General features: G+C 65.5%; 24 protein-coding genes. 14 read left to right on the top strand and 10 right to left on the bottom strand.

Annotated elements, in window-relative coordinates; genetic code table 11:
• The first annotated feature begins 5 nt into the window (after positions 1–5).
• Together C7W88_RS03250 and C7W88_RS03245 are read left to right on the top strand one after the other, a co-directional pair.
• Positions 6–803, top strand: a complete 798-nt coding sequence (locus C7W88_RS03250; RefSeq protein WP_118072469.1) for a LysR family transcriptional regulator — start codon at positions 6–8, stop codon at positions 801–803.
• A 90-nt stretch (positions 804–893) separates the two neighbouring features.
• Positions 894–2,894, top strand: a complete 2,001-nt coding sequence (locus C7W88_RS03245; RefSeq protein ID WP_118072468.1) for a bifunctional diguanylate cyclase/phosphodiesterase — start codon at positions 894–896, stop codon at positions 2,892–2,894.
• Here C7W88_RS03245 and C7W88_RS03240 read toward each other — a convergent pair.
• A complete protein-coding gene (locus C7W88_RS03240; protein ID WP_118074547.1) occupies positions 2,891–4,159 on the bottom strand; it encodes a multidrug effflux MFS transporter in 1,269 nt (422 codons plus the stop codon). The genes C7W88_RS03245 and C7W88_RS03240 overlap by 4 nt on opposite strands.
• Positions 4,160–4,244: 85 nt before the next feature.
• Between C7W88_RS03240 and dinB the strand changes: the two genes are divergently transcribed.
• On the top strand, positions 4,245–5,381 hold the full coding sequence (gene dinB / locus C7W88_RS03235) for a DNA polymerase IV (protein WP_118074546.1): 1,137 nt from the start codon (positions 4,245–4,247) through the stop codon (positions 5,379–5,381).
• Here the strand turns inward: dinB and C7W88_RS03230 are convergent.
• The 5 genes from C7W88_RS03230 to C7W88_RS03210 form a co-directional block, all read right to left on the bottom strand.
• Positions 5,360–5,845 (bottom strand): NUDIX domain-containing protein, encoded by a 486-nt coding sequence (locus C7W88_RS03230; protein ID WP_162895878.1) that lies wholly within the window; start codon positions 5,843–5,845, stop codon positions 5,360–5,362. The two genes, dinB and C7W88_RS03230, sit on opposite strands and share 22 nt — an antisense overlap.
• A gap of 41 nt (positions 5,846–5,886) precedes the next feature.
• Positions 5,887–7,179 (bottom strand): cytochrome P450, encoded by a 1,293-nt coding sequence (locus C7W88_RS03225; RefSeq protein ID WP_118072466.1) that lies wholly within the window; start codon positions 7,177–7,179, stop codon positions 5,887–5,889.
• A 14-nt stretch (positions 7,180–7,193) separates the two neighbouring features.
• Positions 7,194–8,744, bottom strand: coding sequence for an acyl-CoA synthetase (locus C7W88_RS03220; protein WP_118072465.1), 1,551 nt, complete (start codon positions 8,742–8,744; stop codon positions 7,194–7,196).
• Between the two features lie 158 nt (positions 8,745–8,902).
• Complete coding sequence (locus C7W88_RS03215; RefSeq protein WP_118072464.1) at positions 8,903–9,463, bottom strand: fasciclin domain-containing protein; 561 nt, start codon at positions 9,461–9,463, stop codon at positions 8,903–8,905.
• Between the two features lie 29 nt (positions 9,464–9,492).
• On the bottom strand, positions 9,493–10,527 hold the full coding sequence (locus C7W88_RS03210; protein WP_118072463.1) for a hypothetical protein: 1,035 nt from the start codon (positions 10,525–10,527) through the stop codon (positions 9,493–9,495).
• 211 nt (positions 10,528–10,738) lie between these two features.
• Here C7W88_RS03210 and C7W88_RS03205 point away from each other — a divergent pair, with 211 nt between their 5' ends.
• The 3 genes from C7W88_RS03205 to C7W88_RS03195 all read left to right on the top strand — a co-directional run bounded on the left by C7W88_RS03205 (position 10,739) and on the right by C7W88_RS03195 (position 14,685).
• Complete coding sequence (locus C7W88_RS03205) at positions 10,739–11,422, top strand: spermidine synthase (RefSeq protein ID WP_118072462.1); 684 nt, start codon at positions 10,739–10,741, stop codon at positions 11,420–11,422.
• Positions 11,423–11,543: 121 nt separating this feature from the next.
• The gene (locus tag C7W88_RS03200; RefSeq protein WP_118072461.1) at positions 11,544–12,488 is read left to right on the top strand and encodes a fumarylacetoacetate hydrolase family protein; all 945 of its coding nucleotides are present in this window, start codon (positions 11,544–11,546) and stop codon (positions 12,486–12,488) included.
• Between the two features lie 61 nt (positions 12,489–12,549).
• On the top strand, positions 12,550–14,685 hold the full coding sequence (locus C7W88_RS03195) for an acetate--CoA ligase family protein (protein WP_118072460.1): 2,136 nt from the start codon (positions 12,550–12,552) through the stop codon (positions 14,683–14,685).
• 25 nt (positions 14,686–14,710) lie between these two features.
• Here the strand turns inward: C7W88_RS03195 and C7W88_RS03190 are convergent, their stop codons facing one another.
• Genes C7W88_RS03190 through C7W88_RS03180 form a run of 3 tightly spaced genes read right to left on the bottom strand, consistent with a single transcriptional unit; the run spans position 14,711 to position 16,595 of the window.
• Positions 14,711–15,382, bottom strand: a complete 672-nt coding sequence (locus C7W88_RS03190) for a phytanoyl-CoA dioxygenase family protein (RefSeq protein ID WP_370073179.1) — start codon at positions 15,380–15,382, stop codon at positions 14,711–14,713.
• A 6-nt stretch (positions 15,383–15,388) separates the two neighbouring features.
• Entirely contained in the window at positions 15,389–15,925 is a 537-nt protein-coding gene (locus tag C7W88_RS03185) for an adenine phosphoribosyltransferase (protein WP_118072459.1), read from the bottom strand.
• 25 nt (positions 15,926–15,950) lie between these two features.
• Positions 15,951–16,595 carry an HAD-IA family hydrolase gene (locus C7W88_RS03180; RefSeq protein WP_118072458.1) on the bottom strand — a complete coding sequence of 215 codons (645 nt, stop codon included), beginning with the start codon at positions 16,593–16,595 and terminating at the stop codon, positions 15,951–15,953.
• A gap of 145 nt (positions 16,596–16,740) precedes the next feature.
• Between C7W88_RS03180 and C7W88_RS03175 the strand changes: the two genes are divergently transcribed.
• The 3 genes from C7W88_RS03175 to C7W88_RS03165 all read left to right on the top strand — a co-directional run bounded on the left by C7W88_RS03175 (position 16,741) and on the right by C7W88_RS03165 (position 20,763).
• Positions 16,741–17,520, top strand: coding sequence for a universal stress protein (locus tag C7W88_RS03175; protein ID WP_118072457.1), 780 nt, complete (start codon positions 16,741–16,743; stop codon positions 17,518–17,520).
• A gap of 50 nt (positions 17,521–17,570) precedes the next feature.
• Positions 17,571–18,050 carry a COG3650 family protein gene (locus C7W88_RS03170; RefSeq protein ID WP_118072456.1) on the top strand — a complete coding sequence of 160 codons (480 nt, stop codon included), beginning with the start codon at positions 17,571–17,573 and terminating at the stop codon, positions 18,048–18,050.
• A 394-nt stretch (positions 18,051–18,444) separates the two neighbouring features.
• A complete protein-coding gene (locus C7W88_RS03165; RefSeq protein ID WP_118072455.1) occupies positions 18,445–20,763 on the top strand; it encodes a CDC48 family AAA ATPase in 2,319 nt (772 codons plus the stop codon).
• Between the two features lie 21 nt (positions 20,764–20,784).
• On the opposite strand, the gene C7W88_RS03160 is transcribed toward C7W88_RS03165, so the two are convergent.
• Positions 20,785–22,107 (bottom strand): sensor histidine kinase, encoded by a 1,323-nt coding sequence (locus tag C7W88_RS03160; RefSeq protein ID WP_118072454.1) that lies wholly within the window; start codon positions 22,105–22,107, stop codon positions 20,785–20,787.
• Positions 22,108–22,292: 185 nt separating this feature from the next.
• On the opposite strand from C7W88_RS03160, the gene rpmH reads away from it, so the two are divergent.
• Genes rpmH through yihA form a run of 5 tightly spaced genes read left to right on the top strand, consistent with a single transcriptional unit; the run spans position 22,293 to position 25,570 of the window.
• Positions 22,293–22,427, top strand: a complete 135-nt coding sequence (gene rpmH / locus C7W88_RS03155) for a 50S ribosomal protein L34 (RefSeq protein WP_039336437.1) — start codon at positions 22,293–22,295, stop codon at positions 22,425–22,427.
• A gap of 37 nt (positions 22,428–22,464) precedes the next feature.
• Positions 22,465–22,866 carry a ribonuclease P protein component gene (gene rnpA, locus C7W88_RS03150; protein ID WP_118072453.1) on the top strand — a complete coding sequence of 134 codons (402 nt, stop codon included), beginning with the start codon at positions 22,465–22,467 and terminating at the stop codon, positions 22,864–22,866.
• A complete protein-coding gene (gene yidD, locus C7W88_RS03145; protein ID WP_084278662.1) occupies positions 22,863–23,072 on the top strand; it encodes a membrane protein insertion efficiency factor YidD in 210 nt (69 codons plus the stop codon). The genes rnpA and yidD overlap by 4 nt, the downstream gene beginning before the upstream one ends.
• 48 nt (positions 23,073–23,120) lie before the next feature.
• Complete coding sequence (yidC, locus tag C7W88_RS03140) at positions 23,121–24,920, top strand: membrane protein insertase YidC (protein ID WP_118072452.1); 1,800 nt, start codon at positions 23,121–23,123, stop codon at positions 24,918–24,920.
• Positions 24,917–25,570: a ribosome biogenesis GTP-binding protein YihA/YsxC gene (gene yihA, locus C7W88_RS03135; RefSeq protein WP_118072451.1), complete on the top strand. Its 654-nt coding sequence runs from the start codon at positions 24,917–24,919 to the stop codon at positions 25,568–25,570. Before yidC ends, yihA begins: the two co-directional genes overlap by 4 nt.
• Positions 25,571–25,605 lie beyond the last annotated feature (35 nt).

Genomic DNA, 25,605 nt, shown 5'->3' with positions numbered 1-25,605 from the left:
TCGCAATGAAGCGGACCCATCTCCCTCTCAATGGCCTGCGCGTGCTTGACGCGGCGGCCCGGCACCTCTCGTTCACGCGCGCGGCCGACGAACTGGCGGTGACCCCCGCAGCGGTCGGCCAGCAGATCCGTGCGCTGGAGGACCTGCTCGGCGTCGTGCTGTTCCGCCGCACCTCCAAGGGCCTCGAGCTCACCGACGAGGCGATTGCCGGTCTCGATGCCATCCGCGAAGGCTTTCTGCGCTTCGAGGAAGGCGTGCAGGCAATGCAGGCCGGGCAATCGAGCCACGTCTATACCATTGCCTGCCCGCGCGATTTCTTTGCCGCGTGGCTTTCGCCCCGGCTTGCGGCATTTCGCGCCGGCAATCCGCAGATGCGCTTCTCGCTGGTCGGCGGCGATGCCGATATCGACTTTACCGAAGCCAATCTCGACCTCGCGGTGCGCTGGGCCGAAGGACCGGGCGAACTGGAAGGCATCGCGCTGGGCCAATCGTTGATGGTAACGGTGGCGGCGCCCGACGCTGCGCCCGATTGTCCGTGGATCGGCTGGCCGGGCGATCCGGCACCGGGGGGCGGCGATGTAGGCTTCTCGGTCGGCGATGCCGGGACTGCGATCAGCGCGGCAAGCGCGGGCCTGGGTCGGGCGCACGTGCCCTATCAGCTGGTCGACAACGCGATCGGCATGGGCCGCGTGGTCGTGCAGGGCGAGCCCGTGACCTCGCGGAAGGGGTACTGGCTTGTCGCGCCCCTGCCGCAGTGGCGGCAGAAGAAGGTCAAGGAGCTGGTCGCGGCGCTTTCCGCGTAAAGCTAAGTAAATGATTTGCCACGCCAGATAGACCCAATTTGGCAGTGACCCTTACGCGCTGTTAACTGCCTTGATGGTATCCCCGCAGCCATGTTCACCGGGTTGCGCAGTCTATTCGCTCGCGGACGGCGCTTCGGCCGTCTGTTGCGCAATGCGCGTCCCTACACCTCCAGCTGGAAGCAGCGCGAGGGTGACAACTTCACCCTCGCCTATGCGCGAAGCCTGTCGCATCGCCTGCCGTTGCTGTACCTCGTCGTCGTCTTCGACATGCTTCTGGTGGCCTTCCGGTTTCGCGACATCGCGCCGAGCTGGCTGATCGTGCCGGGACCTGTTTTCCTGAGCGCTTTTGCGCTGCGGCGGGCCTATTACTGGCGGCCGGCTGCGGTCGAGCAGCGCGCAACGGCAGTGCTTCGGCGCGATCTTGCATCGATGAGCTGGCTGGGCGCATTTGCCAGTTTCCTGTTCGCCCTGTGGGGCATGGTGCTCTACAGTTACGGCGATTGGGAAGCGCAATCATTTATCCATTATATCTTTGCCGTAACGCTGTTTTCCGGGATTCTCGGGCTGGGCCATTCGCCGCTGACGGCGCTGCGCATCGCGATTGCGACCACTATCCCGACCTCGGGCCAGATCCTCTTCAGCGGCCATCCCAACGCGGTCATGGTCGTGCTGGTGCAAGTGGTGGTGACGACCTTGCTACTGCTCATCACCAACGGTCATCATCGCGATTTCGTGCGGCTTGAACTGTCGCGGCAGCAATTGGCCCGGCGAGAGCGTGAAGCGGCCCGACTGGCGCAGGAGAACCTGCTTCAGGCAACCATCGACCCCCTGACCGGTGGCCTCAACCGTCGTGCCATTCTCGATCGGCTGGCCGAGGATATCGAACGGGGCGGCAAGGGTGTGCAGCGGGCCTGGCTCGCTCTGATCGACCTCGACGGGTTCAAGCACATCAATGACACCTATGGCCACGCGGCAGGCGATGCGGTGCTTCAGGCGGTCGCGAATCGGCTTGGCGGAATGGAGCGCGTGCGCTGTTTCGGTCGGCTTGGCGGCGATGAATTCGCGGCTGTTCTCGATCCCTCGCTCGATCACATAGCAGCGTTCGCGATCGGCACGGCGCTTTCGGAATCGCTGCGCGCCCCGGTGCTGCACGGTGGGGCGGTCCTGCGCTTTTCCGGGTCCATTGGCGTCCACCGCATGGACGGCCGGAGCGTCAGCGATTGCCTCGAACGGGCCGACGCCGCGCTCTACAAGGCCAAGGAGCTTTCCGACGGCGCCGTTGTCGTGTTCAGCCCGGATGACGAGGCCGAACTGCAGGATCGCGCCGCAATCACCCGCCTGTTCAACGAAAGCAATCTCGCTGACCGGCTCAAGCTCGTCTACCAGCCGGTCTTCGATGCCGAGAGCGGGGGCGTGATCGGCCTCGAAGCTTTCGTGCGCTGGAGCCCGGATGGCGAACGCTGGCTCGCACCGGGGCAATTCATGTCGCTTGCCGAAGCAACGGGGCGGACCGGCGAACTGACCCGGATGGTGCTGGCGCGCGCCTTGGCCGAATGCCCGGCGTGGCACTATGGACGCTGGCTGGCGATCAACCTCAGCCCTCGCGACGTGATGCGGACTGGCACGGCCGAGGCTCTTGCACGTCTGGTGGAAGAGCATGGCGCGCCACCGCATTCGATCATCCTCGAAGTTACCGAACGGGCCTTGCTCGAAGATCCCAAGCGCGCCGAAGCCCAACTGCTGGCATTCCGCGCGCGAGGTTTCCGCATCGCGCTGGACGATTTCGGCGCAGGCTGGTCAAGTCTCAACCAGGTCCACAGCCTGCCGCTCGACATGATCAAGATCGATCAGGAGCTTTCCCGCGCTCTTGCGAATGACCCGGGCGCGCGTTCGCTGGTCGGCACCATCGTTTCGCTCGCCTGGCAGCTTGGCATTGACTGCACAATCGAGGGCGTCGAGGACGAACTGCAGGCCAGCACGGCGCGCGCGCTCGGCATCCGGCTGATGCAGGGGTACCATCTGGGGCGGCCGCAACCCGCGGCAGAGGCCTTGGCGCTGATCGCGGATAATGCTTTGAGCCTGCGTGCCTAGTGCTCCAGCACGATCGGGCGCGGTGTGCCCGGGGGATGAAGGCGGCGGAACAGCTTGCCCCTCTCGCTGAACAGCACCAGCAGCAGGCTGAGCACGCCCGCCGTCAGCAGCGCCAGAGCAAGGGGGTGGGCCGTGCCGTCATAGGCTTGGCCGACGAAGATGCCGATGACTGAACCGACCACCATGCGCAGGAAGGCATGCATCGAATTTGCACTGCCTGCCGTCCGTTCGAACGGCTGCAGCGCGATCGAGCCGAAGTTCGCGCCGATGAAGCCGATGAGGATCATGTTGGTGATCATCAGCGGCATGAACTGCCACAGCGTCTGCCCTTCCAGACTTGAGGAGTAAGTCTGCAACGCGCTGACGAGGATGAACGCGATCACCGCCGTGTGCGAAACGCGGCGCGCCCCGAAGCGCTCGACGATGCGCGAGTTGGAGAAGCTGGCGCAGGCCATCATCAGCGCGGAGAAGCCGAATAGCACCGGGAACATCTTGCCCGCGCCGAAGTGTTCGCCGACCAGCTGCTGCGACGAGTTCACGTAGCCGATCATCGCCCCGAAGGTGAGCGAACCGCCCAGCACGTAGCCGATGGCCGAGCGGTTCGTGGCGGCACCGGCCATGTTCTTCGCAATCGTCATCGGGCGGATCGGCTGGCGATATTCGGGGTGCAGTGTTTCCGGAAGGCGGATGTAAAGCCATGTCGCCATGCCCATGGCAAGAACCGCCAGCAGCACGAAGATCCAGCGCCAACCGGCAAACAGCAGCACGACCTGCCCGATGCTTGGCGCAAGCATCGGCACGACCATGAAGATGACCGAGATGATCGACATCTGCTTGGCCATCTGGTCGCCGGAAAAGCGATCGCGGATGATTGCGCCCGGCAGAACGGCAAGCCCGCCGCAGCCGATCGCTTGCCCCACGCGCATCGCCAGCATGCCGTCGAATGACGTGACAAGCGCGCAGGCCAGCGAGAACAGGATGTAGATCACCATGCAGGTCAGCAGGACCGGGCGGCGGCCATAGCGGTCTGCCAGCGATCCGGGCACCAGCGAGGCAAAGCCCGAGGCGAGCAGGAACGTGCCGACCACAAGCTGGCGGCGGTTGGGATCGGCAACGCCAAGATCCGTCGCAATGTCGCCAAGCGCAGGCAGCATGGCGTCGACGGCGAGCGCCTGCATCGCCATGACGAGCGCCATCATCGCGATGGTCTCACGCTCGCCCATCGTGCGCGGCGCGCGCAGGGTATTGGAATCGTTAGTGGGCATAATCACCCTTTGAACGAGAACGGCTTCAAATCCCATCCCCAAAACCGGGTTTATGTTGCAATGCGAAACGGAGTATCGTGTCGCCATGAAACTTGCGCGAGACCATGACGAGCCTGACCGTCAGGCGATTGCCTTGCGCAAGATCATCCACGTCGACATGGACGCCTTCTTCGCCAGCGTCGAGCAGCGCGATGATCCCTCGATCCGGGGGCTGCCCGTGGCCGTCGGCGGATCGTCCGGGCGAGGCGTGGTGGCGGCAGCAAGCTACGAAGCGCGCAAGTTCGGGGTGCGCTCGGCCATGCCGTCGGCGCGGGCAGTGCAACTGTGTCCGGACCTGATCTTCAGGAAGCCGCGTTTCGATGTCTACAAGGCGGTGTCACAGCAGATCCGCAGCGTTTTCCTGCACTTCACGCCGCACGTGGAGCCGCTATCGCTGGACGAGGCCTACCTTGACGTGACCGACGACGTGCGCGGGATCGGGTCCGCCACGCGCATCGCCGAATTGATCCGCCAGCGCATAAAGGCCGAGACCGGGCTGACGGCCAGCGCCGGGGTGTCCTACAACAAGTTCCTCGCCAAGCTGGCCAGCGACCAGAACAAGCCCGATGGCCTGTGCGTGATCCGCCCCGGCGAGGGGGCGCAGTTCGTGGGCTCGCTGCCAGTGCGGCGATTTCACGGCATCGGGCCGCGCGGCGCGGAGAAGATGGCGAAGTTGGGGATCGAGACGGGGGCTGACCTGCGCGCCAAGGACCTCGCCTTCCTGCGCGCCAACTTCGGCAGTTCGGCGGACTATCTCTATCGCGCGGCGCGGGGGATCGACCTCAGGCAGGTGAAGGCGGACCGACCGCGCAAGTCGGTCGGCGGCGAGCGGACGTTCGAGCGCGATATCTCATCCGGCCCCGCACTGCGCGAGACCCTCGAGCGGATCATCGAGATCGTTTGGGAGCGGATTACGCGCAGCGGAGCGACCGGGCGGACGATCACGCTGAAGATGAAGTTCAATGATTTCACGCCCTGTACGCGGGCCAGGTCCCTGCCACGCCCGATCGCCGGAAAGGCAGAGTTCTCAGCCCTCGCCCGCGATCTGCTCGATGCGCAACTGCCCCTGCCCAAGCCGATCCGGCTGATGGGCCTCACGCTTTCGGCACTGGAGGGTGAAGAGGCCGAGGAAGGCGGTGCAGGCGCTGCGCCCCCGGTGCTTCAGGCCGAACTGCCGTTCTGATCGGCCAGCCAGCGGGCAATCATCTCGCGCACCGAGCGGACAGTGTTGTCGGGCAGCGCCGTTGCCGGGAAAAAGCGCGCTTCGGCAATTTCGCGGCCATCTGGGGCGGGCAGGTCTGCCGTGGTCCCCGCGACCAGTTCGATCGCGTTGGTCCAGCCCTTGCGGTCCAGCAAGACAGTGCCGAGGTGACGCGGCGCTGCAAGGCGGCAGCCGGTTTCCTCGAACAGTTCGCGTAATGCGGTCGCTTCCGGACGCTCGTTGCGCCCCAGTCCGCCGCCGGGCAGCATCCACGTGTCGCGCGCGTGGTAGCTGTGACGGACAAGCAGCACTTCGCCCGCAGCATTGGCCGCGATCACGTTGCAGCCACGCACCCGCTTGCGCGTGATACGCCAGTACCACAGCCGCGCGGCATGGGCGACACGCAGCACGGTGCGATGGAGCGGGCCGGGAAGGAAGTGCAGCACCAGCGCATTGTGGGGCCGGTGCTGCCGATTGTCACCTGCGCTTACGCCGCCTTCCAGCGCAGCGGCAGCGCCTTGTATCCGCCGACGAAAGTGGAGTTCACGCGGCGCGGGGCTCCTGCCAGTTCAAGGCTCTCCACCCGGTCGAGCAGCACATCGAGCAGGATGCGCATTTCGAGGCGGGCGAGGTGCAGGCCGAGGCACTGGTGCGAACCTGCGCCGAAAGCGGCGTGCCGGTTGGCCGGGCGCGTGGCGTCGAACTTGCGCGGTTCGGGGAACTGCGCAGGATCGTGATTGGCTGCGACATAGTTGAGCATCAGCCAGTCGCCCTGCGCGATCTGCTGGCCGCCCAGCTCGGTGTCGCGCGCGGCGGTGCGCATGAAGTGCTGCACCGGCGTGGTCCAGCGGATCGCTTCCTCGACGATGCTGGGCAGCAGGCTGCGGTCCGCCTTGGCGCGGGCAAACAGGTCTGGATCGCGGGCCAGCGCCAGCACCGCGCCCGCCGAGGAGGCGGAAGTCGTATCATGCCCGGCGCTGGCGACGATGATGTAATAGCCGGCGGTATCGCGGTCGCTCATCGGTTCGCCATCGATCACGGCATTGGCGATCACCGTGGCGACGTCCTCGCCAGGGTTCTGGCGGCGCTCGGCGGCAAGCCCCGCGAAGTAGCGTTCGAATTCCGCCACGGCGCCGGCGACGATCTGGCTGATCTGTTCGGGCGGCAAGTCCTTGAGTCCGGACTTGTTCAAGTCCTCGTCCTGCCCGCCGAACATCTGCTGGGTCAGGAACAGCATCTTCGGCTCGTCCTCTGGCGGCACGCCGAGGATCTGCATGACGACATGGAGCGGATAGGGCGCGGCGACGAGCGGGATGAAGTCGCCCTCTTCGCCCGCCGCCAGCATCCGGTCGATCGATTCACTGGCGATCTTGCGGATCTCGCCATCCAGTTTCGACAGGTTCTTGGGCATGAACCAGTCCTGCGTCAGGCGGCGCAGCTTGGGGTGTTTGGGCGCATCCATGGCCACCAGCGAATCCACCAGATGCGGACTGCCCCCGGTGATCGAGCGGGCCAGCATGTCGCCGATGCGCAGGGTGAAAACAGCGGACTTCGGGTTGTTGAGGAAGGTCGCGTTGTCCTTGCTGACCTTCATCACCTCGTCAAAGCCCGAGACCAGCCAGAACGGCTCGTGCTCGTCCTCGGGCGCAACGACGCGGGCAACCGGCGCCGAAGCGCGAAGGGCATCGAACTGGTCGAGCAGCGGGTCCCACGTGCCGTAGGACTTGGGGTCGATGACGGCGCGGCCCACTTCAGCCGGAACCACCGGAACGCTTGCCATTGTCGTGTTCTCCCTCAGACCGTGGCCGTTTGCGCGGCTTCCCAGGCCTGCTTGTACTCATCGCGCAGCAGGCGCTTGAACAGCTTGCCGGTAGGTTCGCGCGGCAACTCTTCGCGGAAGTCGATCTGGCGAGGCATTTTCACGCGCGAAAGCTGCGGATTGAGCCACTCGGTCAGCTCGGCCGCAAGCGCCGGGCCAGCCTCGGCCATGTCTCGCGGTTGCACGATGGCGACGACTTTCTCGCCCATGTCCGGATCGGGCGCGCCGATCACGGCAACGTCGGCCACCTTCGGGTGCGTGACCAGCAGGTTCTCGATCTCCTGCGGGTAGATGTTCACGCCGCCCGAGATGATCATGAAGCTCTTGCGGTCGGTCAGGAACAGGTAGCCGTCCTCGTCAACCCAGCCCACGTCGCCAAGGCTGGTCCAGCCGTGCTTGTTGGTGGCGTCGCGCGTCTTGTCGGGATCGTTGTGGTAGCTGAACGGGCTGCCGCCTTCGAAGAATACCTGGCCTTCGGTGCGCGGCGGCACCTCGTCGCCCTCTTCGTTGCAGATCCGGATCGTGCCGAGCAGGGCACGACCGACCGAGCCGGGGCGTTGCAGCCATTCCTCGCTGGCGATGAAGGTGAAACCGTTGCCTTCGGTGCCCGCGTAGTATTCCCGCAACGCCGGACCCCACCATTCGATCATCGCCTGCTTGACCGGCACCGGGCAGGGCGCAGCGGCATGGATCGCGCACTTGAGGCTGGAGGTATCGTACTTCGTGCGGACGTCCTCGGGCAGCTTGAGCATGCGCACGAAATGCGTCGGCACCCACTGGCTGTCGGTGACCTTGTACTTCTCGATCAGTTCCAGCGCGTGCTCCGGATCGAACTTCTCCATCGCGACGACCGTGCCGCCCATGCGGTGGATGGTCATCGACCAGCGCAGCGGCGCAGCGTGGTAGAGCGGCGCGGGCGAGAGATAGACGGCATCGCCGGTAATGCCGAAGGCCTGGCTGGCAATCCCGATCAGCGAGTTGACCGCGCCGATCTCCGGGTCCTCGGGCAGGGGAATGCGCACGCCCTTGGGCTTGCCGGTAGTGCCCGAGGAATAGAGCATGTCGCACCCGGCGCGCTCGTCAGCGATGGGGGTGGCAGGCTGTGCGGCGAGCGCGGCGTCGAGCGAAAGCGGGCCTTGCGTATCGAAGCGCAGTTGCGGCACGTCAGGGGCAAGCTTCGCCACTTCGTCAAGCACCGGCGCGGTATAGGCCGAACCGATCAGGAGGCGGGTGCCGCTATCGTGCGCGATATAGGCAATCTCGGGCGCGGCGAGGCGGCACGAGACTGCGACGTAGACAAGGCCAGCCCGCTGCGCCCCCCAGGCCAGCGCGAAGAAATCGGCACGATTTTCCAGGCACAGCGCAATAGTATCGCCGATCTGGAGCCCGCGCGAGCGCAACAGCTGCGCGAACTGGTTCGATTTGGCTTCCAGCTGCGCATAAGTGACCACTTCGCCGCTGCCACCCATGATCACGGCGGCGCGATCGGGATTGCGGGCGGCATGATACTTGGGGTGGAAATGCACCGGCCTGTTCCTCTCGCATCTGGCGGACTCAGGCCGCCATTTGCGAGGGAGCTTAACCGATCAGTTAAAGGGTGCAACCGTGATCTGTTCGTCCGGTTGCACCGCTTTGTCGCAATTCTTGCCCGATCCTTTCACGGCGGAATGATCCGCCAAGGCCGTTACTGCGGCGCGGGCAGGACGCGGTCGATCGGATAGATCACGCCGTTGCGCGCGACGATCGGCTCGCCCACCAGCTTGGGCGCGTCGTCTCCTCTGCCAAGGCGGATGGTATCGCCGCTGCGGGTGAGCGTGAGCGGCTGCCCGCCAAGGCTGGCAAGGCGCACCGTTCCGTTGGCGCGCTCGATGCCCTGGTCAAGATCGGCCCGCGCGACGTAGCCGGGAGAGAGGTGCTGGCTCACAAGCGCAAGGAGCTGCACCTTGCCGTCCTCGCTTTCCAGCGCCTTGCGGTCGGCCTCGGGCAGGGCCGCGATCGCCTCGTTGGTCGGCGCAAACAAGGTGTAGCTGCCGACGCCTTCGAACGTCTTCTCAAGCCCCGCCGCCTTCACCAGCTTGGCCGATTCCGAAAGATCACTGCTGTCGTCCAAGGCGTCGAACAGGTCCTTGCTCGACGCCTCGGCAACCGCCCCGCTGCCCTTGGCCTCGGGCACGTCGCTCTTTCCGCACCCGGCAAGGGCGAGTGCGACCGCCAGCACGGTCCCCATCATTGTATGGCGCACCATGGAAATCCCCTTTTGTCTTCGAGTGCAGGTCAGGCGATCAGTTCGATCACGGCGCGGACCAGCTGTGTGGTCGGGTCGACTTCGTAGACATAACCGTCGCTGTAGCGATACCAGCTGTCGGGCGTGTCTGCGTAGCGGCCGCGCCAGTCAGGCGGCACGTTATAGAAGTCATAGCCTGCGGGCATCGGCTGGCCCACTGCCCACGGATCACCCGTCAGCAGGGCGGCAATGCCTTCGATCACGTTGGACTGCGGATTGACCTCGAAGATCGCGTTCTGCGCGTAGCGATAGTCATAGCCGTCGCGGAAGCCGTAATAGCGGTCGTAATAGCTGGGCACAGCATAGTCGTTGTACTGCGTCGGCCAGATCTGCCCGCCAAACAGGGCGCCGCCGAGCAGGGGCACGAGGCCCGAAACCAGCCCGCCATCGCCGACCCGATACATATAGCCGTTGCCGTAGCGCCAATCGTAATCGTTGCCGAGGTAGCGCACCGGATACCAGTCTCCCCAACTACGCGGGGCCTGAACCTGGCGAGCCTGGCCGGGAGGCAGGCAGCCGTTGTTCTTCTTGGCAAGGCCGGGAGGGCAATCGCTTGCAACCGGAATCAGGAAGCGGCTGTCGTCGTAACGATAGCGGCCGTCCTGCCACTGGCGGCTTGCCACGCGGACGACGTTGCGGTCGTCCCCGCGCTCGACGCGATCAACCCGATCTTCAAGGCCACGGCTGGCCTGGCGTTCGACCTTGTCGAAGCCCTTCGCACCGTTGTCGCGGTCCGGGCCCTTGCCGGGGTTCTTGTCATCGTTGCCGCGCATGGCCTGCTGCGGCGTCTGCCGCGCGTCGTTACCGCGGGGTTTGTCGGGGCGCATCTCGGCGCGCTTGTCGGGACCCTTGGCCTTGTCGGGGCCTTTCTGGCCGCCGCGATCCATTTTCTCGGCTTTGGCCGGCCCGCCGCCATGGTTGCCGCCGCCCTTGCCGTTTCCGTTGCCGTTCCCATTGCCCTGGGCGAGGGCCGGGACGCTGGCCGCGAGGGCGGCGACACCGGCCATGAGCATCAGTTTGCGCATCGTCGTTCTCCGAATCCGTCGGATCAGGCAACGTGCGCCTTGTGGCTGCGGTTCCCGAGCCCCTGCGGGGTCGAGTCAGGAACTCCGCTGGACAGCGTTGCGTCACTTGCAGGGGGCAACCAGCCCCTGCTGCGCGCCACGCCTTGCCAGCGGACTTCCTGACCCGATGACGACGCTTCCACCAGACCGAAACAGGGTCTAGGGCGGGGCCATGATACCACGCGAATTTCTCGGCACCGCGCCGGTGCCCGATGGCGAAGAGCTGAAGCTCTACAAGCACGACCGCGATTTCATGATCGTGCTCGGCCACAACGAACTGATGAGCACGCGGCAGAACGGTTCGGAGATCGCGCTGGCGGTGCAGAGCATCGCCCGGATCGCCAAGGCGCAGCGGCCCGCGATGCTGATTGGCGGCTATGGCATGGGCTTTACCTTGCGCGCCGCGCTGGAGAAGCTGCCGGCCGACGCGCACGTGACCGTGGCCGAGCTGGTGCCCGAGATCATCCAGTGGGCCAAGGGCCCGATGGCAGAGCTCGAAGCCGGTTGCCTCGACGATCCGCGCGTGCGGCTGGTCATGACTGACGTGGCCGACGTTATCTCCGCCAATGCGCTGTCGGTGGGCGGCACGGGATATGATGCGATCCTGCTTGATGTCGATAACGGGCCGGACGGGCTGGTGCGCACCAAGAACAACCGGCTCTACACGATGCGCGGGTTGCGCACTGCGATGGACGCCCTGCGCCCCGGCGGCGTGCTGGCGATCTGGTCGGCGGCTAAGGATGCCAATTTTACCCAGCGTCTCAAGGCGGCAGGGTTCAATGTCGATGAAGTGGAAGTGCGCGCGCGGACCAATGGCAAGGGCGCAAAGCACGTGATCTGGTTTGCCAGCGTTTGAGAGCAATCGCCAATAAGGCACGATGCATTCACGGCGTGGATACCGGGCAATAAATACCATTCCTTTGCTGTCTCGCCACGCGCGGACTAGGCGTCAGGCAAGACAGCATCGGGAGAATGACATGCGCCTTGCCACAATCGACAACGGTACTCGTGACGGGCGGCTGATCGTCGTCTCGCAACAGGGCGATGCCTTCGCCTATGCTCCCGCTACCACCTTGCAGGAACTGGTCGAGGGCTGGGAAGCACTCGCTCCGGCATTGCAGGCCATCGCAGAGTTTCCCGAAACACTGGGCGAGGCCAAGCTCCTCGCGCCGCTGCCGCGTGCGTGGCAGTGGCTCGATGGTTCGGCGTTCCAGAGCCACGGCGACCTGATGGACGCGGTGCTCGGCATCACCAAGCCCAAGACCGACGTGCCGCTGATGTACCAGGGCATGTCCGATACCTTCATGGCCACCGGCACGGAAGCGCGCTTCCCGTCTACCGACCTCGGCATCGATTTCGAGGGCGAGTTCGGCGTGATCGTCGATGCAGTGCCAATGGGCACGAGTGCTGCCGAAGCGATGAAGCACATCCGCCTTGTCGTGCAGATCAACGACTGGTCGCTGCGCACGCTCGCCGGGCCGGAAATGAAGACCGGCTTCGGCTGGGTCGGCGCCAAGCCGGCCTGCGCGATGGCGCCTTTTGCCGTGACGCCCGATGACCTCGGCGATGCATGGAAGGACGGGCGTGTCTGCCTCGACCTGCTGGTTGACTGGAACGACAAGCGCTTCGGCGCGGCCAATGGCCACGCCATGGGCTATGGCTTCCATGAACTCGTCGCCCACGCGGCGCGCACGCGCGATCTGGTGGCGGGCACGGTGATCGGATCGGGCACGGTCTCCAACGCAAACTTCCGCGAGATCGGCTCGTCCTGCATTGCCGAGCGGCGCGGGATCGAAGTGCTGGACGAGGGCGAACCGAAGACCGCATTCATGGCCTTTGGCGATACCGTGCGGATGGAAGCGGTCGACGCTTCGGGCCGCGCCCCGTTTGGCGTCCTGCGCCAAAGGGTCGTGCAAGCCTGAAGCAGCCCACTTGCCGTCCTTCCGATAATTGTTATAGCGCATAGCGAAATCGGAGGATGCCATGGCCGTTGTTGCGAGTCTGTCCCAAAGTGCGTTGGCCCACGCTGCGCTTGATCGTTTCCTGCGCCCGAAGTCCGTTGCCGTCGTTGGCGCATCGGACAAGCCCGGCGCGCTTGGCGCGACGCTGCTGACCAACCTCGACCGCAACGGCTATGCCGGCGCGGTCTATCCGGTGAACCCCAAGCGCGACGAGATCATGGGCAAGCGCTGCTACGCTTCGGTCGATGCGCTGCCCGAAGGCGTGGACGTGGCCGTGCTGGCGATCCCGCGCGCGGGCGTGCTCGATGCGGTTAAGGGTCTGGCGGCGCGCAAGTGCGGCGGCGTGGTGATCTTCTCCGCGGGCTTTGCCGAGGGCGGCGAGGAAGGCCTTGCCGAACAGCGCGAAATTGCGCGTATCGCGCATGAGGCGGGCATGGTCGTCGAAGGGCCGAACTGCCTGGGCCTTGTCAACTATGTCGATCGCATTCCGCTGACCTTCGTCGAAACCAACGCCGTGCCGCCGGCGGGCAAGCGGGCGATCGGCATCGTCTCGCAATCGGGCGCGATGGCGGCTGTGCTGGGCACGATGCTGCTCGCGCGGGATGCGGGCGTGTCCTACTCGGTCTCGACCGGGAACGAGGCGGCGAGCGGGGTCGAGGATTACGTCGACTGGCTGGTCGATCAGGACGACACGCACGTGATCGCCATGATCGTCGAACAGTTCCGCAAGCCGCAGGCGTTCCTCGCCGCGGCGCGGCGCGCCAAGGCAGCCGGCAAGCCGGTGGTCCTGCTCCACCCGGGCAAGTCCAGCGCGGCGCGCGAATCCGCTGCCACGCACACCGGCGCCATGGCGGGCGACTACAAGCTGATGCGGGCCATGGTCGCACGCGCCGGCGTGATCTTTGCCGAAACGCTCGAAGAACTGGGCGACATTGCCGAGATCGCGGTGCGTTGTGCGGCGCTGCCTTCGGGCAAGACGGCGGTGCTGGGCGAATCCGGCGCGTTCAAGGCGCTGACGCTCGACCTCGCCGAAGAGCTCGACCTGCCGCTGGCCGATCTGCACGACGACGATTCGCCGCTATTGCGCGCGGCGCTGCCGCCGTTCGTGCCCGTCTCCAATCCGCTCGACATCACCGCGCAGGGGCTTTCGGAGCCCGCGATCTACACCCGCTGCATCGAGGCGCTGCTTGACGACGACCGCGTCGGTACGGTCTTCGCCGGGATCATCCAGGCCGAACCCATCACCTGCAAGATCAAGTTCCCGCCGATCCTTGCCGCTGTAGAAGGCAAGACGCTCACCAAGCCGGTGATCTTCGCCGGGCTCGACGAAGGCGCCGAAGTCCCGGCCGAGCGCATCGCCGCGCTGCGGGCGGCGGGCATTCCATGGTTCCCGACCACCGAGCGCGCCCTGCGTGCCGTGACCCGGTTGACGCACTGGTCCGCGCAGGACCTCTCCGCCAACGATCTTGCCCCAACGCCACTGCCCGGCCTCGCCGATGTTCATGGCGTGATCCCGGAATACAAGTCCAAGGAACTGCTCGGTCCGCTGGGCGTGAGCTTCCCCAAGGGCGGCTTTGCCGACAGCGCCGATGCCGCGGTCGCGGCTGCCGATGCCGTCGGCTATCCGGTGGCGATGAAGGCGCAGGCGGCAGCCCTCGGCCACAAGAGCGATGCCGGCGGCGTGATCCTCAACCTCGCCGATGCCGCTGCGGTGCGCGAGGCATGGGACCGCATCCACGCCAATGTCGCCGCCTATTCCGCGTCGATCCGCCTGGACGGCGTGCTGATCGAAGCGATGGGCAAGCGCGGCATGGAGATGATCGTCGGCGCAAAGAACGATCCCGAATGGGGCCCGGTCGTGCTCGCAGGCTTCGGCGGCGTGACCGCGGAAATCCTGCAAGACGTGCGCCTGCTGACCGCCGACCTGACGCAAGCGGCGGTCGAGGCCGAACTGATGAAGCTCAAGAGCGCCGCGCTGCTCAGCGGCTATCGCGGTTCACCCGCGCTGGACGTTTCGGCGCTCGCGGCCCTGATCGTAAAGGTTGGCCAGGTCCTGCGCGCCGAACCCTCGATCCGCGAGATCGACCTCAACCCGGTGATCCTGCACCCCAAGGGTGAGGGCGTGGTAGCACTCGACGCGCTGATGCTGGTGGAATGAGTGGCGCGATGTGGTCGCCGGAGTTTCAGACTCCGGCCCACTCAAGGCCGTTGGGTAAAGCCAAGGCCGAGTAATCGACTTGCAGCACCCGGCGATGCATCGGCTGGGTGGCAGCGTCTGACGCGTGAAGAATGAGTGTCGAATAAAGCCAGACGTCTCCCCTCTCGGCGAGGCACGTCAGGATTTGGCTTTGCTCGATGATTGCAGCCACTTGCCGTTCCGGGATTCGACCAAGCCGATGTGATCCGGAAGCAACCAGCAACGGCGCATTGGTTTCCGGCACGGCATCCAGATGAATGCGCAGCGTGACCATGTCCCGCAAGATGCTTTCAGGCGGGGCGACGTGAACCATGCCCTGCTTGTTGGTCCAAGGACCGAAGCCGGGCGTCTCGATTCTCTCGGCCACACAAATCGTTCGGTCCTGATGCCAGCCCAAGGCCCAGTTCGTCCGTTCGCTTTTGTCGAAGAGGAGTGCGCGGACAGGTTGGGCATCCGCTCCAAGCGCGTGACATGCCGCTTGTCCTATCAAACTCCGATGATCGAGCAGTGGCCGCAGGCCCGGTTGTCCGTTCAATCTCAGCCCTGCGCGCTCGGCCGGTAGATCGCGGGTAACAGCCTCAATGGCTGACAGCAGCGGCAAAGCCAAATGCGGCAGTCTGACTGCGCCTGTGCGCTGCAGTTCTTCCAGATCAAACACGGCAGCTTAGTGCCCCGGGAAGTCCATCAGCGCCTCTACTGTTAGCCCAGCGTCGCGCAGGCGGGCGGCGCCGTGGAGGTCTGGCAGGTCGATTGCGAAGAGGGCGTGGGTCACGCTGGCGCCTGCCGAGCGCAGGAGTTCCGTGGCGGCAAGGGCGGTGCCGCCGGTGGCGATGAGGTCGTCGATGATGACCACGCGCTGGCCTTGCGCAATGGCAGTGGGGTCTATTTCGAGGCGGTCGCGGCCGTATTCCAGCGCGTAGTCGATGCCGATGGTCTCGACCGGGAGCTTGCCGGGTTTGCGCACCGGCACGAAGCCGAGGCCCATGTGCGCCGCCACCGCAGCACCGAAGATGAAGCCGCGCGCCTCCATGCCCGCGATGGCCTCGGCCCCTGCATCCTGCGCCATTCGCGCCAGGTGGCCGATGCTGGCGGCAAGCCCGGCGCCGTGCGAGATCAGCGTGGTGATGTCGCGGAACAGGATGCCGGGTGCGGGAAAGTCCGGCACGGTGCGGACAAGGGCTTTGAGTTCGTCTGGAGTCATGGACGCAGACTAGCGCCGCCCAGGCTCAAAAGGAAAGGCCGAGAACCTGCCCGAGATCGACCAGCGCCTGTTCGCCGCTGGTCACCTTGATCGCCTCCATCCCCAGCGCGGCGGCCGGTTTGCAGTTGATGCCGAGGTCGTCGAGGTAGACGCATTGCGCCGGCGCAAGGCCGAGCGCTTCGCACATCATCAGGTAGATGCGCGGATCGGGCTTGCGCACGCCGGCCTTGCTGCTTTCGATGACGTGTTCGAAGCGGGCGAAGATCTGCTCCATCTCGTCATGTGCATCGGCGCTGCGGGCCATTCCGGCGCCGTGGCCTGCGGGCACATTGTTGGTGATGCAGCCCAGCCGAAAGCCTTCTGCCTTCAGCCGATCGAGCGCCGACACCATCGCCGGACGCACCGCGCCTGCCAGCACGGCGAGGACGGACGCGCCGTCGAGTTCATGGCCAAGCGCGCGGGCTTCCTCGGCAAAGCGCCGGTCGAACTCGGCGCTGTCGATCTCGGCGCGTTCGAACAGTGCCCAGGCATTGGTATCGCCGTTGCGGGCGTTGACGGAGCGGACGAAGTCCTGCGGCAGGCCGCGTTCCGCTTCAAGCCGGTTGAACGCCTCGAACGGGGAGGAGGTGATCACTCCGCCGAAATCGAAAATCACCGCTGCGTAAGCCATCCTGCCTCCCTTTATGACGGAGCAGCCTTAACCGATCGGTGAAATCGAACAAGACCATCGGATTTTTCCTCCATTTTGATGTGGATCATCGTAACCTGGCAGCGGCGGGGGCAGGCTTTTTCCATTGAAGGACAGGAGGATCCCGATGCGCTCCATTCTTTGCCCCGTCGAAAAGTCCGAAACCCTGAACGACCGCGTTGAAACCGCGCTGGCGCTGGCCCGCGAGACCGGAGGGCACGTCACCTTCGTGATCGCGACTCCGTTCGCGCAAATGGCGGCGTGGGAGCCGTTCGGCGGTGCCGCCATTTCCGCTGCCGCAATCAACGAGGCGCGCGAGGCCGACGAGGCCTTTGCGCGCGAACTCGATGCCCGGCTGGCCCCGCAGGACGTGGCCTTTGATGTCACCATTGACGACAACGGCCGGGTGGAAGCCGCCGCTGCCGCCGCGCGCTTTGCCGACCTGATCGTGGCCACTCTCGACGATCCGAGCATCGAGGAACTGGTGCTTGGCGTGCGCAGCCCCGTGCTGGCGGTGCCGCGCGGAGTGCCAATGCTCGATTTTGCGGCACCGGCGCTCATCGCTTGGGACGGCGGGCACGAATCCGCCAACGCCCTGCGCGCAGCCTTGCCGTTCCTGGCCATGGCAAAGTCTGTGCACATCCTCACCGTGCGGGAGAAGGATGACACTTTCCCGGCGGTCGATGCGGCCTGCTATCTTTCGCGCCACGGAATCCATGCCGAAGTGCACGAACAGGAGCGCAACGGCTCGATCGCGTTCACGATCGAGGAATGCGCTCGCAGTCTCGGGGCCGGTCTCGTCGTCATGGGCCTGTTCGGACATAGCCGCCTTCGCGAACTGCTGATGGGCGGCGTGTCGCGCGATATGCTCGACCGGTCGCAGATACCGCTGCTGCTGGCGCATTGACGATTGGGCCGCGGTTGCGCCGCGGCCTGAGTGCGGGCCAGAGTGCAGACATGAAAACCACCCGCTCGCTGTCCGCGCTCGCCCTGCTGGTCACTATGTCGCTTGGTGCCTGCTCCCCGCAGCCGGCAAGCGGACCGACCCGTGCGGCGAGTGAAAGTGCAGTCGCAGCGGAATCTGAAGCCACGGCCGGCGCCAAGCCGCCTGCGCTCGTAGCCACAGAAGCTGCAGCAGCGGTCCCGGTGCCGGTCCCGCCTTCTTTTCGTGCTCTTGGTACCGAGCCGTTCTGGTCTGCGCGGGTCGATGCGGACAAGCTTTCATGGTCGACGCCCGAGCAGCCCGAAGGCCTGACCGTGCCGGTGAAGCGCCAGGATGTTGCCGGAAAGGCGATACTTTCAGGCGAGGTTGGCGGAAAGGCGCTGGTGCTTGAAGTCAGTGCCGGGTTATGCTCCGACGGCATGTCGGACACAGTCTATCCCCTCACCGTGATCCGGCGACTCGGCAACGACACTCAGCGCGGCTGCGCGCGCTGAACCTATCCAAATCACGCTTGTGCGCTGCACAACGGAGATTCGCCAGGAACGGGTGCAAACAATTGCGAACGGAACGATCCGGTATCGTTGCGTATGTAACGACTGCAAAATCCCCGCTAAACAGCAGCTTATCGAGTAAATTGCAAAAACTGCAACCAAATCAGACCATTTCGCAATTGCACAATTCTCGTGTGCAATGCATACAGATCCTGCCTTTCAGGCATCCTCTCCCAAAACTTTCCGACCCGGCGGGCAACTGCCGGGTCTTTTTTTGCCCGCATTCCGGGCGGCTCCACGCATCTCGCAACCTTCGCAGCCCTCCCGCGTTTGAAATCCTGATCGCCGGTTCCCACATCGGAACTTGTCGATAGCTCAAGGGGATTTCAAAAAGCTCATGGCAGATGCGGCAACCGAAGCCCGGACCGATGCGCGCACCGTGCGCCTGCAGGTGGCGGGCGCCCGTCAGGAAGAAAGCGGCCACGGCATTGCCCGCATCAGCAGGCACGTGATGTCGCAGCTGGGCGTGACCGAAGGCGACGTTATCGAGATCGTCGGCAAGCGCGCCACCGCGGCGCGGGTTATCCAGCCCTATCCCGAGGACGAGGGTCTGGAACTGATCCGCCTCGATGGCCTCCAGCGCGCCAATGCCGATGTCGGCTCGGGCGAGCATGTCGAGGTGCGCAAGATCGATTCGCGCCCGGCGCAGCGCGTGGTCTTCGCGCCCGCGCAGAAGGAACTGCGCCTGCAGGGCCCCGCCGTAGCGCTCAAGCGCAACTTCGCCGGGCGCCCGCTGGTGACGGGTGATCTGGTGGCGACCGCCGGGCAGCAGCAGGTCAACCGCACCGACATGCCGCCACAGCTGCGCCAGATGCTCAATGCGCCCGCCTTTGCGCTGACCCAGATCCGCCTGACCGTGGTCTCGACCAGCCCCAAGGGCGTGGTCCACATCGACGAGAACACCGAGGTCGAACTGCGGCCCGAATACGAGGAGCCGCGCTCGAGCCGTGCCGACGTCAACTATGACGACGTCGGCGGCATGGGCGATACCATCCGCCAGCTGCGCGAGATGGTCGAGCTGCCGCTGCGCTATCCCGAACTGTTCACGCGCCTGGGCGTCGATCCGCCCAAGGGCGTGTTGCTGCACGGCCCGCCGGGCACCGGCAAGACGCGTCTGGCGCGTGCCGTGGCCAATGAAAGCGATGCCTCGTTCTTCACCATCAACGGCCCCGAAATCATGGGCTCGGCCTATGGCGAGAGCGAGAAGCGCCTGCGCGAGGTGTTCGAGGAGGCGACCCGCAACGCGCCGTCCATTGTCTTCATCGACGAGATCGATTCGATCGCGCCCAAGCGCAGCGAGGTTCATGGCGAGGCGGAGAAGCGGCTGGTTGCGCAGTTGCTGACGCTGATGGACGGACTGCACAGCCGGTCCAACCTTGTCGTGATCGCGGCGACCAATCGCCCCGATGCGATCGACGAGGCGCTGCGCCGGCCCGGCCGGTTCGACCGCGAGATCGTGGTCGGCGTGCCCGACGAATCCGGTCGCCGCGAGATCATCGGCATCCATACCCGCGGCATGCCGCTGGCCGAGGATGTCGATCTGCAGGAACTGGCCCGCACGACGCACGGCTTTGTCGGCGCCGACCTTGCCGCCCTGTCGCGCGAGGCGGCGATCGAGGCGGTGCGCCGGATCATGCCGCAGCTCGATTTCGAGCAGCAGACGATCCCGCAGGACGTGCTCGACAACCTGCGCGTGGAGCGCGACGATTTCCTGCAGGCGTTGAAGCGCGTGCAGCCCTCGGCGATGCGCGAAGTCATGGTGCAGGCGCCGACCATCGGCTGGGCCGACATCGGCGGGCTCGATGATGCGCAGGACAAGCTGCGCGAAGGCGTGGAATTGCCCCTGAAGAACCCCGAGGCCTTCCACCGCCTCGGCATCCGTCCGGCCAAGGGCTTCCTGCTCTATGGTCCGCCCGGCACCGGCAAGACCCTGCTGGCCAAGGCCGTGGCGAAGGAGGCAGAAGCCAACTTCATCGCGATCAAGTCGTCCGACCTGCTGTCGAAGTGGTATGGCGAGAGCGAGCAGCAGATCGCCCGGCTCTTTGCGCGCGCGCGACAGGTCGCGCCCTGCGTCGTGTTCATCGACGAGATCGACAGCCTCGTTCCGGCACGCGGCAGCGGGCAGGGCGAACCGAACGTGACGGCGCGGGTGGTCAACACCATCCTTGCCGAAATGGACGGGCTGGAGGAACTGCAGTCGGTGGTGCTGATCGGCGCGACCAACCGGCCGAACCTGGTCGACCCGGCGCTGCTGCGCCCCGGCCGCTTCGACGAGCTGATATACGTCGGCACGCCGAGCGTCGCGGGCCGCGAGCACATCCTTGGCATCCACACCCGCAACATGCCGCTGGCAGGCGATGTGGACCTCGGGCGGATCGCACAGGCGACCGAGCGCTTTACCGGTGCCGATCTCGAAGACGTGGTGCGCCGCGCGGGCCTGAACGCCATTCGCCGCGCGGGCGGCAATGTCGATCAGGTCACGGCTGAGGACTTTGCGGGTGCGCTTGATGCCTCGCGCGCAACGGTGACCGAGCAGATGGAGGAAGAGTACGGCCGGATGAAGGGCGAGCTCAAGAAGCGCGCGATGAATCCGGGGCCGCTGGGCTTCATCACTCCGGGCATGGTCACGCCCTTGCGCGAATCGAAGCACGGCTGACGGCAACGCGGGCGGAGAGGTTCAGGCTTCTCCGCCTTCCAGCGTGAAGTCCATCTCCACGACGATGCCGCGCTCTGCGAAGCGGCGGACGATGGTGCCGCCCAGCTGGCGTTCTGACGAACGGATCAGCGCCGAGCCGAAGCCTTCGCGGCCTTGCTCTGTCGGCGCCGTCGCTTCCCCGGCGGCAATCTCTTCCCAGATCACCTTGGCGCGCGTGTCCTCGCGCTCCCAGCGGATGCGCAGCAGGCCGCCGGGCGCGGACCAGGCGCCGTATTTCACGGCATTGGTCGCCAACTCGTGCAGGACAAGGCCAAGCGGCACCGCATGCCGCCCCGGCAGGTTCACCGTGCCGCCGTCCAGTTCGCAGCGCTCGCTTGATGAGCGATAAGGCGCGATGACCTTGCCGATCAGCTCGGCAAGGTCGACCGTCTGGTCCTTGCCCGACCCTTGCGTAACCTCGTGCGCGGTGACGAGCGCGTGGATGCGCTTGGCGATGCGATCAACCGCCGGGGCGGCGGCAGCATCACCCCGCGCGCTCATCTTCACGATGGCGAGGATCACCGCGAACAGGTTCTTGACCCGATGGTTGAGCTCCTTGGCGAGCAGGTCGGCGCGGTCGCGCGCTTCGGCGATGGCGGCGGCGCCTTCGGCCAGAGCCTCGGCCTCGGCCTTGCGAATCGCCTGCCACAGCCCCAGCGCCAGTGCGCAGACGATCACCACGAACAGCGCAGCTAGCGAGGGCAGAATGCGGGCCTCGGCATTGGCCGCACGCTGCGCCGCCTGATCGAGGCGCACGCGCTCGATATCCTCCAGCCGGGCCACGGCCTTGCGCAACCCGTTCATGGCAAGCTGGCCTTCGTCTGACAGGAGGCGCGCATGGGCATCGGGAATGCGGCGCTGTTCGACGAGGTCGACCACGCCCGCCATCTCGGCCCACTTGGCATCGCCCAGCCGCGCGATCTCGGCCACGAGATTGGCCTGCTCTGCCGGCAGGTCTGGCCCCATGCGGTCGCGCAATGCCCGCATGCCGGCGGCATAGCGGCCCTGGCCTTCGCGGTAGGGTTCGAGGTAGCGGGTGTCGCTGGTGATGAAGTAGCCGCGCTGTCCGGTCTCGCCGCTCATCGTCGCGCGCACGATCTCGTCGAGCGAGGCGATGATGCCGCTGGTGCGGGCCGCCTGGTGGCGCTGGGTGCGTTCAACCTCGACCGTGGCGATGATCAGCGAGAACGTGCCGATCAGCGCCAGCGCGACGACGGCAAACAGCGCCAGCGTCGGGATTCGCGGGGCGCGTTGCCACCAGTGCAGCCTCATCTCCTTGAGGAGGGATTCGGTTTCCCTGTTCATCAGGGGGGCCTAGACCCTAAGGCTTGCATCAGCAACGTCTTCACACTGGGCAACATATTGAAGCGCCTGCGCCTTTGCCTGCAGGGTTGACGCAAATCGCCTTGTCGCCTATCGGCCCCCCTGATTCCGGCGCTTTGCCCTGCGGCAAGTGCCTGTCCACAGATTCGATATAGAAGAGAAAAGCCATGAAGCGCACTTTCCAGCCCAGCAACCTCGTGCGTGCCCGCCGCCACGGCTTCCGCGCCCGCACCGCCACTGTCGGTGGTCGCAAGGTTCTTGCCGCCCGCCGTGCGCGTGGCCGCAAGAAGCTGTCGGCCTGAGCCTTTCAGCATAAATCCGGTTCCGGCGAAGGCGGGGATGACCCGAATCGCCACCATCCGGAAACGGGCAGACTTCGTTGCTGCCAATCGCGGGATCCGGGTCGCAAGGCCCGGATTCGTGCTGTTGGTGAACCGCGACGTGGTGCCCGCTGACGAGGCCGACCTCCGCTTCGGCGTCACCGTCACCAAGAAGATCGGCAACGCGGTCGTCCGCAACCGGATGAAGCGCCGCTTCCGCGCCCTGCTGCGCGAGGCCCTGCCCGATGCCGGCATTGCCGGCGCTGACCACGTGATGATCGGCCGCGAAGGCGGGGTGGAGCGCGATTTTGCCCTGCTGCGCGAGGAGCTGGCCGTAGCGCTGTCCCGCGCCGCGCAGGGCAAGGGCGACCCGCCCCGCAAGCGCGGCGGCGCCCGTGTCAATCCGGGCAGGGGCAAGTGAAGCGCCTGCTCATCCTCATCGCCCGCGGCTGGCAGCTCGGCCCCTCCCGCGTGCTCCCGCCTTCATGCCGCTACAGCCCTTCGTGTTCGCAATATGCGATCGAGGCGCTGGAAAAGCATGGCGCGATTAAGGGTGGCTGGCTCGCGGCGAAGCGGCTATTGCGCTGCCATCCCTGGGGTGGGCACGGCTATGATCCCGTACCTTAGCCAAGTCTCCTCACCCCACACGACTTCAAGATCTAGGACGCGAACACGGTGCAGAATCAGCGCAACGTCATAATGGCAGTGATCCTGACGGGTCTGCTGCTGATCGGCTGGGAAGCGGCCATGCGCTGGTTCTACCCGGCGCCGCCAGCCAAGCCGCAGGCTGCAGCAACCGCGCCTGCCAGCACTGACGGCACCAAGCCCAAGGCAACGCGCGAAGGCGGCCTGCAGAACGCGGCCGACATCGCGCTGGAAAAGAAGGACCTGCGCGCCGAACTCGCCGCAGGCAACCGCGTCGTCATCGACGCGCCGGGCCTCAAGGGCTCGATCAACCTCAAGGGTGCGCTGGTCGATGACGTGACGCTGGTCCGTCACCGTGAAAGCGTTGACAAGAATAGCCCGCCGGTGCGCCTTTTCTCGCCTGCCGGCACGCCCGCGCAGCACTATGCCCAGATCGGCTGGGTCGGCGAAGGCGTCGCCACGCCCGATGCCAACACGGTGTGGACGGCGGAGGGCGCAAGGCTGACGCCGCAGACCCCGGTCACGCTGCGCTGGAGCAACGCCACCGGCCAGACTTTCGCGATCAAGTATTCGATCGACGCCGACTACATGATCACCGCAACGCAGAGCGTCGCCAACACCGGCGCCGCGCCGGTCGTGGTCAAGCCGTTCGCCCTGGTCAACCGTACCGACAAGACGGCCAGCCTCGATACCTGGCAGCTGCATTCGGGGCCGATTGCGGCGCTGGATGGCTCGGTCAACTTTGACAACAACTATTCCACGGTAACCGAAGCCCCGGGGCAGGTGATTCCGCTCAAGGGCACGACCAACTGGATCGGCTTTACCGACATCTACTGGCTGTCGGCGCTGATTCCCGATACCGGTGCCAAGGCTGAAGGTGCGGTGCGCTCGCTCGGCAACAACGTGTTCCGCGCGGACCTGATCTATCCCGGCGTGTCCATCGCGCCGGGCAAGGCACAGAGCCAGACCGTCCGCCTGTTTGCCGGCGCCAAGGAAAACTCGGTCCTCGAAAAGTACGAAGCGACCGGCGTCACCAACTTCAGCCTGGCTATCGACTGGGGCTGGTTCCGCTGGTTCGAAAAGCCGATCTTCTGGCTGCTCGATTCGCTGTTCAAGCTGGTCAAGAACTTCGGCGTGGCAATCATCCTGCTGACGCTGATCGTGCGCGGCGTGATGTTCCCGATCGCCCAGCGCCAGTTCGCCTCGATGGCGGCCATGCGTGCGCTGCAGCCCAAGATGAAGGCGCTGCAAGAACGCTACAAGGACGACAAGCAGACCCAGCAGCAGAAGATCATGGAGCTGTACAAGACAGAGAAGGTCAATCCGCTGGCCGGCTGCCTTCCCATGTTCCTGCAGATCCCGGTGTTCTTCGCGCTGTACAAGGTGCTGACGCTGGCCATCGAAATGCGGCACCAGCCGTTCGCGCTGTGGATCAAGGACTTGTCCGCGCCCGATCCGCTGCACGTGCTCAACCTGTTCGGCCTGCTGCCGTTCACGCCGCCGAGCTTCCTTGCGATTGGCGTGCTGGCGATCCTGCTGGGCATCACCATGTGGGCGCAGTTCAAGCTGCAGCCGACGGCGATGGACCCCGCACAGCAGCAGGTCTTCGCGATCATGCCGTGGATGATGATGTTCGTGATGGCGCCGTTCGCCGCGGGCCTGCTGATCTACTGGATCACCTCGAACATCCTGACCATCGCGCAGCAGAAGTACCTCTACAGCAAGCACCCGCAGTTGAAGGCCCAGGCCGAAAAGGACCAGCTCGATGTCGACCGCTCGGTCGCGCGTGAGCAGAAGCCTGCTGCCAACCGGAAGCCGAAAACGCGGTGACACCTGAAGAACAAGCCGAACGCGCCGAATTGATCGAACAGGCGCGCCTCCTCTTTGCGGGGCGCGTCGAGTTCCTCAAGTCGGCCCCTGCGCTCAAGCACTTGCCCGATCCGGACGTGCCCGAGATCGCCTTTGCCGGCCGTTCGAATGTCGGCAAGTCGTCGCTGCTCAACGCGCTGACCGGGCGCAAGTCGATTGCGCGCACCTCGGTCACGCCGGGGCGCACGCAGGAGTTGAACTACTTCGAAGTGGGCGAGCCGACCCGCCTGCGCCTGGTCGACATGCCCGGCTATGGCTTTGCCAAGGCCCCGCCCAAGGTGGTCGAGCAATGGCGCCGGCTGGTCCGCGATTTTCTGCGCGGGCGCGTCGTCCTCAAGCGCACCCTCCTGCTGATTGACAGCCGCCACGGCGTGAAGCCCGTGGACGAGGACATGATGCAGATGCTCGACGAAGCAGGCGTCGGCTATCGCGTGGTCCTCACCAAGGCCGACAAGATCAAGGCAAGCGAACTCGAAGCCGTAACGGCCGAGACCATCGCTGCCGCGCGCAAGCGCACGGCCGCCTATCCCGAAGTGCTCGTCACCTCTTCCGAAAAGAAGATGGGCATCGAGGAACTGCGCGCCGCTGTGCTGCAGGACTCGTTAATTTAATAACCACTTTTTCTGAATGACAGACAAGCGCCTGT

It is taken from the genome of Novosphingobium sp. THN1 (assembly GCF_003454795.1).
In the GTDB taxonomy this organism is placed as follows: Bacteria; Pseudomonadota; Alphaproteobacteria; order Sphingomonadales; family Sphingomonadaceae; genus Novosphingobium.
The sequence above is the reverse complement of the archived record's forward strand: the minus strand, read 5'-3'. Positions and strand labels throughout refer to the sequence as shown.